Annotated in this window: 9 protein-coding genes; 4 read left to right on the top strand and 5 right to left on the bottom strand. The window is 56.6% G+C overall.

Going from position 1 to position 10,567, the window contains the following annotated elements:
* Positions 1-258 precede the first annotated feature (258 nt).
* The 4 genes from GE543_RS20525 to GE543_RS20505 all read left to right on the top strand — a co-directional run bounded on the left by GE543_RS20525 (position 259) and on the right by GE543_RS20505 (position 4,807).
* Entirely contained in the window at positions 259-1,575 is a 1,317-nt protein-coding gene (locus GE543_RS20525) for an MFS transporter (protein WP_153222252.1), read from the top strand.
* Positions 1,576-2,061: 486 nt separating this feature from the next.
* Positions 2,062-2,331, top strand: a complete 270-nt coding sequence (locus tag GE543_RS20520) for a LuxR C-terminal-related transcriptional regulator (RefSeq protein WP_153222251.1) — start codon at positions 2,062-2,064, stop codon at positions 2,329-2,331.
* Between the two features lie 181 nt (positions 2,332-2,512).
* Complete coding sequence (locus GE543_RS20515) at positions 2,513-3,244, top strand: hypothetical protein (protein ID WP_153222250.1); 732 nt, start codon at positions 2,513-2,515, stop codon at positions 3,242-3,244.
* Positions 3,245-3,937: 693 nt separating this feature from the next.
* Positions 3,938-4,807, top strand: coding sequence for a hypothetical protein (locus tag GE543_RS20505; RefSeq protein WP_153222248.1), 870 nt, complete (start codon positions 3,938-3,940; stop codon positions 4,805-4,807).
* Between the two features lie 4 nt (positions 4,808-4,811).
* Here GE543_RS20505 and GE543_RS20500 read toward each other — a convergent pair whose 3' ends face one another.
* From GE543_RS20500 to GE543_RS20480, 5 genes are all read right to left on the bottom strand, one after another.
* Entirely contained in the window at positions 4,812-5,888 is a 1,077-nt protein-coding gene (locus GE543_RS20500) for a diguanylate cyclase (protein WP_046271090.1), read from the bottom strand.
* A gap of 299 nt (positions 5,889-6,187) precedes the next feature.
* A complete protein-coding gene (locus tag GE543_RS20495) occupies positions 6,188-7,390 on the bottom strand; it encodes an MFS transporter (RefSeq protein WP_003412721.1) in 1,203 nt (400 codons plus the stop codon).
* A 203-nt stretch (positions 7,391-7,593) separates the two neighbouring features.
* Positions 7,594-8,181: a polyribonucleotide nucleotidyltransferase gene (locus GE543_RS20490; RefSeq protein ID WP_153222247.1), complete on the bottom strand. Its 588-nt coding sequence runs from the start codon at positions 8,179-8,181 to the stop codon at positions 7,594-7,596.
* 131 nt (positions 8,182-8,312) lie between these two features.
* Positions 8,313-9,125: a VacJ family lipoprotein gene (locus GE543_RS20485; protein ID WP_003412714.1), complete on the bottom strand. Its 813-nt coding sequence runs from the start codon at positions 9,123-9,125 to the stop codon at positions 8,313-8,315.
* Complete coding sequence (locus GE543_RS20480) at positions 9,118-10,416, bottom strand: hypothetical protein (RefSeq protein WP_003363327.1); 1,299 nt, start codon at positions 10,414-10,416, stop codon at positions 9,118-9,120. The genes GE543_RS20485 and GE543_RS20480 overlap by 8 nt, the downstream gene beginning before the upstream one ends.
* Between the last annotated feature and the right edge of the window lie 151 nt (positions 10,417-10,567).

Below are 10,567 nucleotides of genomic sequence, written 5' to 3'. Positions count from 1 at the left end.
CGCCCCCTCCCGCGCGCGCAGCCAGTTCTCCACCGGCTGCGACGATCTGCGGCCGCAGGGCGCCGAGACCCTCTTGCGACGCATAGCGCCGCACGATAATCGGATTATCAGTGGAGACCGACGCGGAGCGCCGCACCATAGTCGGGATTATCGTTCCTGCTACAGGCCTCAGCTCCGTATCAGTGCGCCCGCAAGCTTTGCTATTCTTCGCGCCCTGTGAGCGTCAGGCGCTCTTTTCAGCCATGTTTCGGGGGCTTCATGACGGCCATCGTTCAATCCACTCCGCAACCTTTCACCAAAGGCGACTACAAGACCCTGAGTCTTGCGGCGCTGGGTGGGGCGCTGGAAATCTACGACTTCATCATTTTCGTATTCTTTGCGCTGACCCTCAGCCAGCTGTTCTTTCCCCCGGACATGCCCGAGTGGTTGCGTCTGCTGCAAAGCTTCGGGATCTTCGTGACCGGCTATCTGGCGCGCCCGCTGGGCGGGATTCTCATGGCGCACTTCGCCGACCGGCTGGGCCGCAAACGCGTGTTTAGCCTGAGCATTCTGATGATGGCCCTGCCTTGTCTGCTGATCGGCGTCATGCCCACCTACGCACAGATCGGTTACTGGGCGCCGCTGGTGCTGCTGGCGCTGCGCATCCTGCAAGGAGCCGCTGTGGGCGGCGAAGTGCCAAGCGCCTGGGTATTCGTGGCAGAACACGCGCCCAAGGGGCACCGCGGCTATGCACTGGGCGTACTGCAAGCCGGTCTGACATTCGGATACCTGCTGGGTGCACTGACCGCAACATGGCTGGCGCGTGTCTTCAGCCCTGGCGAAATTCTTGAATGGGCATGGCGTATTCCGTTCCTGCTCGGTGGCGTATTCGGTGTGGTGGGCGTCTGGTTGCGCCGCTGGTTGAACGAAACCCCGGTGTTCATCGCCCTGCATGCCCAGCGTGAACATCTGCCGGCGCTGCCACTTGGCCAGGTGCTGCGCGATCATCGCCAATCCTTGCTGCCTGCTGCGCTGCTGACCTTTGTGCTGACCTCCGCAGTGGTGGTCCTGGTGGTGATTACCCCGACCGTGATGCAGCAGCGCTTTGGTATCAGTGCCAGCGACACCTTTGCTCTGAGTGCCGTCGGCATCGTGTTTCTCAATATAGGCTGCGTGCTGGCAGGCATGCTGGTCGACCGGATCGGCGCCTGGCGCGGCATCATGTTCTACAGCCTGCTGATGCCGATGGGCATCGGCGTGCTTTACACCAGCCTCATCGAGCAATGGATGCCGCTGGGCATCGCCTACGCGATTGCCGGGCTGGCGTGCGGGATTGTCGGTGTGGTGCCGTCGGTGATGGTCGGACTGTTCCCGGCGAACATCCGGGTGTCAGGCATCTCGTTCACTTACAACATCGCCTATGCCTTCTGGGCCAGCACCACGCCATTGATGCTGATTGCGCTGATGCCGTGGAATATCTGGGTGTGCGTGCTGTATAGCCTGATCATGGGCGCCACGGGCCTGATGACCGCTGCAGTATTCGGCCTGCGCCGTGGCGTGGTGGTGGATGACCTGGCAAGCGGTAAAGCCGGATAACTCCGGGGCGGGGGGCGCGGCGACCGCTGTTCTCGTACACACCGGCAATGCCCGCTGCTCACCTCTTGTGTGGGGTGAGTGGCAACTCGAATATGGCCGGAAAGTTCCGGGCGGCAGGCAGGTTCAATTGTAACAAGTGATTGTAATTCCGTTTCCTCAAGTCTATCTTGCGCCTCTCTGTAGCGTTTACGTTATTTATCTAATGTGCTCTTGGCTCATCCCTGCGCGAAATGTTTCGCCAGGTGATTCATTCATGGTGTCGATCAATAGTCAGACGTAATTATTCCGTATCTGCTGTAGGAGTTTTCCTCGGTATTTAATTATTAGAGATTTTTCTTACAGCTTGTAGCTTTGTTACAAGGCTTTGAGGGGAAACTCGTGTTTATGCGAAACAAGACTAAATAAAATGATTTCTGTGCCGACTTACTGTTTGGGTCATGGAAGACGAATGTAAGAAACATCCTACGAATTTGCCGGTTAGGCAAAATGATGGCAAGGGGAAGTATCATGTGGGTGACAATGAGAGAGCAGGAGGTTCTTGGCCTGTTGTTGCAGGGATGTACGAACAAGGAAATTGCCAGGCAGCTCAGTATCAGTGACTACACCGTTCGCGATCACGTATCTTCGCTGCTAAGAAAGAATCAGGTGAGGACGCGTGCCGAGCTCATGGCCAGGTGCGTATCTCTATTGCTTCCGGGGCACACTGCCCGACCCCCTACATCTGTCGGATTGCCTAGCGAGCCAGTACATACATAATGTGTCTTGTCGCAACCTGTAACTTGTTAATGCAATGAGCACTGCCGACGTTTGGCAGTGCAATCAATAATACCGTGCTGCTCTGTGACGCCTGTCAGGCACTGCTTCCTGCTGTCTGCATAAAGGACTATCCGAAACCTGCTCGCACGACGAACTGTAAACAATAAAAAAGGAGCCACTCATGACTGTTTGTTTTGTTCGGGGCGAGCCAGGTGCCGACACGTCGTTGCGGCTGGACCCACTGCGGCCCGGCTTTAATACGACAACGGACTTCCAGCATCTGGCAACCCGGCAGTCCGCGCTTTCCGTAGCGCAACTGGCCGAGCAACAGGCAAAGCTGTCCGGACCTGTCGGCCTGTTTGCCAAACTCTGTAGGCAGCTTCGTTCGCATGGGCGTCAGTCACCCTTGCTCGAAGACATTGCCCGGCTTGAGGGCCGCAAGCGTCAATGGCTGGCCGAGCGCGCCGTACAATTTGCACTCGGGCTGCACGGCCGTCGGTCAGAAGCCGAGAACCCGTTCAAAGGCCTGGTGCGCGAAGACCTGTGCTGCATCGTATTCGATGATCCATCGCCGCACACGCTGGTCGAGCGTTATGCCGCCAGCGAAGCGCTGCGGGCTCAGGACAGTGAGTACTTCGTCAAACTCATAGCCACCACGCGCAATACCGTCGAACGGCGAATCGTCTTTCATGGTCTGCTCGAACACTTCGACCGGCTGTTGCCCATCGAGAAGAGCATCTATCCGCTCAACTATCGAGCTCTTCAGCAAGCACACCTCGATCATGAAGAAGCCCTCTATGGCGCACTGATAAAGCAGCAGTCCATCGGCACATTGCTTGAGAGGCATACGCCTGAGTGGCTGCTGGATAACCTCTCCTCGTTTGAGCTTTCCATTGATCAAGCGTGTGGCTAATCAGGTCTCGGACGTGGGTATTTATACCAGTTGGTTGATGGGGTTTTTACAAGCGGTTTAGGTTTTCTCTAACAAACATGTTTAATCAGAGTGCGCGTTAGCGCGTTCGTTGAATGATAAAAAATAGCGGTTCGTGCAGATGCTTTCAAGCCTGCGGCTTTCGCACGGCCGATGAATTTGATTTATAAATATTGGAGTACACCTATGAAAAAAATAGCACCTTTGCTTGTGTTGTTAGTGTCGGCTGCCAGCCAGGCGGGCGATTATTCTGTTACGACTACCCGAACACCGACGTTTATCAATGGGCCTGGTCACAGTGCGTTTTCCCGACACCAATTGAGATTGGCTGATTACCCCCGCGGCGCGGCGAATAACTCTCGGTTACAAAAGATTTCCTGGACCGCGACTACTTTTCCGGAAAGCGTGAACGAACGCGCAAATCTTTGTTTTAGGAGAGGCGGTGTACATGATTCTGATTGTATCCCTATAACGCCAGGCGTGCCTGGCAGTACTGAGAGGTTCAACAGTCTTGGTTTTAGCTATGCCTCCGACGTCATGATTAGGCACAGCGCTGAAAGTGGGCCTTGGCAAAGCAAGCCTGCCGGGCCAGAAACAGTCACCTTTCATTTAACGTATTGATTGTTAATCCCTGGCGATAACCGCCAGGGATCTTTCGGAGCAGGAGCCAACGTTATGCGAGTCATAAGTTCCGGAGCAGATGCACTGATAGCCGCGCAACAACTTGACGATAAAAGAGCGGCAAAAAACATGCCCTCAATTGCCAATCCCCCCCTCCGATCAACCTCTCCAGACTCTGCAGTGACCATCAGCGGCCAGGCCCTCCTGAAACACAGGGTGTTCGGATTCGCGGACTCTGCTCGTTCTGCGCCCATGCTAGGAAAAGCCGAATGTGGAATGTCCATGCCCGAGGCGTTTTTTTTAACCCGGGATGATCGCAGGCTGCTGGGTGATGTTTACGAGTGGGCGAGCGCTCAGGGAGCTGACCTAGGCTATGTTGATGATCTGGCTTTTGGACTGGCCTCGTACAGAGAGAAAGATGATGGAAGAATATGGGGCCGCCAGAACCAGGGCAAAACATATGACATGGAAGGCCACAAGGTGTTCTACAGTTTTACCGAGCCGCACGCGGCCACCGCCAAGCGTATTACCGAAAGCGATGGGTTAAAAACAACGCGGCTGGATCAGGGGTTTGTTCGCTTCATCACTGACAAGGACTACGGGTCCATCGGTCACAATAATTTTGATTTCATGGAAAAAGTCATCAACAGGTTTTCAACGGCAGGGGAAAGGGACGAGCAACTGGGGGCAGATTTCACTACTTATAAAAGCCAGAAGAGTGACTACATAAGGACGCTGTCCAAGGAAAAATACACGCCTGGCGAAGGCGACTCTCGAGAAACGGCCGCCGTAAAAAAATCCACCAAACCCAAGGAAATAACGCTGGAAAGCCTGCGTAACGATATGCGCGAGACATTCCTGAAAGCGATGGGGGTCAAGAGTCTCTCATCCCTGTTCGACATGCTGTTCAAGGACAAGCGTTGACGGATCAGGCCTGTGCGCCAAGCGACTGGAGTTCTGGCGGCGCATCCTGAGGGCTGGCGACGCGGTTGCGGCCGGTGCTTTTGGCCAGATACAGCGCCTTGTCTGCTTCATGCAGCCACGACGACGCATCCGGCATTTCAGGGGAGTAGGCGGCAATGCCGATACTGAGGCTGACCTTGAGATCGCAATGCAGGGTATAGGTCATTTCATCTATTGCCATGCGCAGGCGCTCAAGGATTTCCTTTGCTTGAAGCAGACTGGTGTCGGGCAGAATGACGCAGAATTCATCGCCGCCACAACGCCCGATCAGATCGGAATCGCGCAGGTTTTCTATCAGTGCTTCGCTGATACTCTGCAGCACCGTGTCGCCCATCAGGTGGCCGTAAGTGTCGTTGATGACCTTGAAGTGATCGATATCGATCAGCGCGATGACGCACTCCTGATACGCGCCCTGGTTACTGGCGTACTTAAGGTCAAGCAGGTCCTTCCACGCGCCATGATTGAGCAGGCCGGTGAGGCTGTCGGTGCGGCTGACCTTGCGCAGGATGTTGCGGTGTTCCCATAACTTGAGTGTGACCTGATGGCTCAGCCAGCCAATGAAAATAGGGTAGGTCACCAGTACCGGAAGGCAGGCGTAGATCTGCGCCATGTTGCCATGCAGATTGACGACAGGGTCGAGCGCGGCCAGCGAAATCAGCACGCCCAGTGCCTGCATGCACAGGCCTTGCAGCATCAGACGTGGCCCGGCGGCGGCCATGTTATGCATGGCCATCATGGCGAGCACCGTAACCCCGGGAACTGCGCTGAAACCCATCGCGCCAACCCAGAAACCGCCCATCATCGAATCGAAAAGCAGATTGCGCCATTCAGCCTGGTAAGGCTCGCGCGACGTTCTTGCGAGCTGGTAAGCAACATGCGGCCACACCAGGCTATAGAGCAGCGCCAACAACCACGCCCAGTGTGCTGCATTCACGTAATACAAAGAAACAGCGACCGTCACAAAGCCAACGCTGACACCGAAGCATCTCGGGGCGTAGATCCGCTTGGCGAATGCCATCCCTCTGCGGTGATAGGTGCTCATAGATTCTTACCGGACATTACTTTCGAATCGGTCAGAAATCGACACCGCTTGACCGAAAGGCTGGAGTTTGAGCGTTCACTAGTGGCAAGGGAAGAGTATTTTGCCGAGGGGTGTCAAATAGCTACGTATTGAGGAAAAGTCACTGATTAAAAGTCAATTAAATGACAGAAACAGTGCTAAAGCCTGTTCAAAAATATGACGAAATATACAATTTAATACACCGCTAATAACCGGGGCAGGGTGTCTGGTTGTTGGCAGACACACTGCCCGGCGAGTTCAGTAACGCGACGGTCAGGCGGTTATAACGGTGCCTTGTTTTTCTGAGTGCTGGTCATCCATGCAACGGCAATGGACAGCAGCGCAACAACAGCGGCGACATACCCTACGGCACCCAGGCCCAGGTGCTCGATGGTAAGGCCTCCGATGATCGATCCCAGGCCGATGCCGGCATTGGCGGCCGAGACATTCAAGGTCCCTGCCAGTGCCTGGGCCTGAGGCGCTGCTTTCATCACCCTGATCTGGCAGATCGGAAACAGCGCCGTATGTGCGATGCCCCAAATCACCAGCACCACGGCCAGCAGCGGCATGGAGCCTGCGGCGGGTACGCTTGCGGTCATGCCCAGTGCGAGCAGCAGCGCAAAGGCCATGGTCGAGCCGAGCGGGCTGCGGTCCACATAACGTCCACCCAAGGCATTACCGATCAGGCCGACCGCGCCGAAGCCCATCAACCACCAACCCACTTGAGCCGATTCGATGCCCGCGATGCGTTCCAGTGTGTCAGCCAGGTAGGTATAGGCACCGAACATGGCCGTGAACAGCAGGATGGACAGCAGCAGGTTGGCGAGGAAAAACGGATCCCGGAGAATTTTTGCCTGCTCGGCGAGGCCGACCTTTGCAGTAGGTTCGATACGCGGCATCGACAGTGCCAGCAACAGGGCCATCAACGCTGACAGCAGCGTCAGCGCCCAGAATGCGCCGCGCCAGCCCACGGCATCGGCAAATACCGTACCCAGCGGAATACCGAACAGCATGGCAGCCGAGATGCCGAGGTACACCTGCGCAACAGCCTTGCCAGCGCGTTTCGGTCCGGCCAGCAGGCTTGCCGTTTCACTGGCGGTGCCCCAGAACACCGGCAAGGCCAGTGCCGGAATGAACCGCGCCAGCGCCAGCACCCATATATTGCTCGACACCGCCGCCAGCGCGTTGGAGGCGGCGAAGATCAGCAGGATGACAATGAACGTACGCTTGCGGTCCAGGTGCGAGAGCATGGCCGTCAGCGGTGGGCCAAAGAGCATCACCGTGAAGGCGAACAGCGTCACCAGCAAACCGGCAGTAGAAATGGAAATTCCCAGATCACGGGCCATTGAAGGCAACAGACCGATGATGAGAAATTCAGTGGTGACGATCACGAAGCCGGCGAGGGCCAGAATCGCGATGGACAAGCCGGCGCCGGTCGAGCTTTCGCCGCGAGCGCCGGAGGCAGTGGTTTCCAGAGAAGGCATTGTGCAGACCCATTAAAAATAAGTCCGCCAGCTTATTGCAGAAAAGAACTTCTATCTTTGCCAAGTTTTCCCTTTGTTGTGGACTGGAATTCACTAATAAGGGTTTCGTGGGCGATCTGCCAGGGTTCAGGCTCTGGTCGAGCGGTTATCCGGCGTGTTGCGGGTGGATTGAGCCACATCGGACCGGCGGACCGGTCCGCAGATCACTGGCCGATGACAGTCTTCACCAGCGCAGCATGCTCTTTCGGATTCTTCGCATTGGAGACCACGTTCAGTACGGCTGCGCGGCTACCCGATGCAGCGACGATCGATGTGCTCAGCACCTGAGCGTCACTCATGGTCGCCGAGGTGTCCAGTTGACGCACACCAAGACCGTTCTTCTTGACGATCTTCTTGTCGCCCAGCTTTTTGAAGTCCTTGTAGCCGGTACTCTGCTGGGCAAGGATGCCGGTGACCAGCCCATCAAGTACTGCGCCGTCGTTATCGTTGGCCTGCACGCCCATTGGCATAGGTGTTTCGGTAACGATCAGCACGCGCTTTTCGGCCGCATTGGTGTAGAGCGACCCCGTCACACCCTGAGCCTTGGCTTTTGCATCAATCTCGGGCATCTCGCCCTGTACGTAGCCCGTAGGGATGGTGAAGGCCAGTTTGCCGCCCAGCAGCGAAGCCTTTTGCACCGCAGCAGCGGGCGCAGCGGCCTGCGGCTTGGTGGCAGCCTGAACGCTGAGCATGCTCTGACATGCTGCCAGTGCGACACACACAGCCATTGCCTTGAAACCGAAAGAGCGCATGGAAATTCCTTTTTGTCTGTTGATGACGGAGGCGTTTGCCTTGAGCCATGTGATTGGCCAAGCAGGTAAAAGTGCCAAAAAAAACGACCAGCCCGATCACTCCGGCTGGCCGTCGTTTTGCCGCGTTACGCTTATTCGGCGATCTGCAGCTTGCGCGACTCGGTGTAGACGTAGCGCACTTTTTCATACTCGAACGGCGAGTTGAGCTGGCCGTAACGGAAGCTGGTGACGTAACGGCGGTCAACGGCGCGCAACACGGTGATTTCCGGATGGTCGCTGCTGACTTCAGCCACGTTGAGGAAGTTGATCTGGTTTTCAGCCGTGTAGTCGAACAGCATGCCGCCGGTGTCACGCACGTTCGATGGACCGAACAATGGCAACACCAGATAAGGCCCTGCAGGGACGCCGTAGAAGCCCAGGGTCTGGCCGAAGTCTTCGCTCTGGCGCGGCAGGCCCATCATGGTCGCCGGGTCCCACAGACCGGCGATGCCGATGGTGGTGTTGAGCAGCAGACGGCCAGTGGTGTCCAGCGAGCGCTCGCCCTTGAACTGCAGCAGGCTGTTCAGCAGGTTGGAAACGTCGCCCAGGTTGCTGAAAAAGTTGCTCACGCCGCTGCGCACGAAGCCAGGGGTGATGTAGCGGTAGCCGTCCACGACCGGCAGGAATACCCATTCGTCGAAACGGTAGTTGAAGTGGTAAACCCGGCGGTTCCAGGATTCCAGCGGATCATAGACTTCCAGCGCGTTGATGGAGGCGCGCTCGAACTCACGCTGATCCAGCCCCGGGTTGAATTGCAGCGACTTCAGTGGCTGAGTGAAACCATCAGCATCGGTCTGACGGGCCACAGTGGCCGGGTGCTGAGCCTTGTTGCTGGTATCCGCGTCAGCGGCCTGGACTGTGCCGGCACAGAGCAGAGCGGCAAGAAGTAAAAGACGTTTAGCCACGGAAAAACTCCAGCATGGCGTCGGTGTTGACGCGGTAATTAAGGTTGCCGCAATGCCCGCCGTACGGGTAAACGGTCAGGCGATCGCCAAAGGTCTTGCGCAGGAAGCCGAGGTCACCCGAGCCCAGGATCACGTCGTCGGCGTTGTGCATGACGGCAATCTTGGTGTTGCTGTGCAGGTAGTCCTTGAGCGCGTAGAGGCTGACCTGGTCGACCAGTTGCAGCAGGCTACCGCCGTCGGTGCGTGCGCGCCACATCGGGATGACCTGTTCGGTCAGGTAGCAATCGAAGTCGCACTGCAGAGCACGCTTGAGGAACGGCGTCAGGCTGGTGCCTTCGGTGATCGGGAATTTCGGTGGCGTGATCAGACCGCGACGGTTGATCAGGTCGGAGGTGAACGCGATGTCAGCCGACGAGAAGCGGAACGAGGTACCGATCAGCATCGCCATCTGTTCGTTGGTCAGGTGCTGCTTGGACTGCTGGAAGTCGAACAGCAGTGCATCGTTGAGGTCGATGTAACCCTTTTGGCGGAAGTAGCGGGTCAGCTTGGCCAACACCAGTTCGTAGAACGTGGTGGTGTTGTTGATGCCCTTGACGTTGGTCTGTACCAGTTTGTCGAGGTTGCTGATCGAGGTGTAGAGATTGACCGGCGGGTTGAGCAGCAGGACTTTCTTGAAGTTGAAGCTGCGACGGGTTTCGTCCAGCTTGCTGACGAATGCAGCATTCAGTGCGCCGAGGCTGTAACCGGTCAGGTAATAGTCGGTTACCGGCAATTGCGCCTGCTGAGCCCGAATGGCCTGCATGACGCGATAAATGTCTTCTGCGTCGTCGGTGGAGACGCCAGGAGTCGCAAAGCGCGAGGCCGAGCTCATGAAGTCATAGCTGGTGGGCGAAGACAACTGCACGACGTGGTAGCCCGCGCCGTAATAGAGCTTTTTCAGGAATTCATTGATGGTGCTGTTATACGGCGCGCCGGTGCCGGCGATCAGGAAGATCAGCGGGGCAGCATGGTCCTGTTTGGCCAGGCGATAGTGCAACTTTTTCACCGCCCAGAAGTTGTCGGGCAGGGTGAACTCGCGCTCGGGGTGCAGGTTCAGGGTGTAAACATCCTGATCGATATCTTCATCGTCAGGCAGATCGGGGCGCAGATCGGGCGGTGTGGTCGCAATGGTCGCTTCAAACGGATTAGTCAGCGGGTAGCCATAGGTGGCAGAGTCGACGTTGGTTGCCAGAGCGGACGCACTTAAACACAAGCCACCTATAACGGTGGCGAGGCGCAGAAAACGGAGCATGACTAAATCCCTTGGGAAAGAAGTGCTGATGAGATACGCAGGCTATGACCAAGGTGTAGTGCCAAAGTGCCCCATCCACCGGTTAACCCTGTAAATATGACGGAACAATACACGTTCTTTGGATTTTGCAATGCAGATATGCGGTTTATTT

This window comes from Pseudomonas sp. SZ57, assembly GCF_009495975.1.
Lineage (GTDB): Bacteria > Pseudomonadota > Gammaproteobacteria > Pseudomonadales > Pseudomonadaceae > Aquipseudomonas > Aquipseudomonas syringae.
This window is presented reverse-complemented; position numbering and strand designations above follow the sequence as displayed.

What these genes read in the sequence shown, in the direction of transcription:
- GE543_RS20525 (WP_153222252.1), top strand. Translation starts at nt 259, where the DNA reads ATGACGGCCATCGTTCAATCCACTCCGCAACCTTTCACCAAAGGCGAC.
- GE543_RS20520 (WP_153222251.1), top strand. Translation starts at nt 2,062, where the DNA reads ATGATGGCAAGGGGAAGTATCATGTGGGTGACAATGAGAGAGCAGGAG.
- GE543_RS20515 (WP_153222250.1), top strand. Translation starts at nt 2,513, where the DNA reads ATGACTGTTTGTTTTGTTCGGGGCGAGCCAGGTGCCGACACGTCGTTG.
- GE543_RS20505 (WP_153222248.1), top strand. Translation starts at nt 3,938, where the DNA reads ATGCGAGTCATAAGTTCCGGAGCAGATGCACTGATAGCCGCGCAACAA.
- GE543_RS20500 (WP_046271090.1), bottom strand. Translation starts at nt 5,888, where the DNA reads ATGAGCACCTATCACCGCAGAGGGATGGCATTCGCCAAGCGGATCTAC.
- GE543_RS20495 (WP_003412721.1), bottom strand. Translation starts at nt 7,390, where the DNA reads ATGCCTTCTCTGGAAACCACTGCCTCCGGCGCTCGCGGCGAAAGCTCG.
- GE543_RS20490 (WP_153222247.1), bottom strand. Translation starts at nt 8,181, where the DNA reads ATGCGCTCTTTCGGTTTCAAGGCAATGGCTGTGTGTGTCGCACTGGCA.
- GE543_RS20480 (WP_003363327.1), bottom strand. Translation starts at nt 10,416, where the DNA reads ATGCTCCGTTTTCTGCGCCTCGCCACCGTTATAGGTGGCTTGTGTTTA.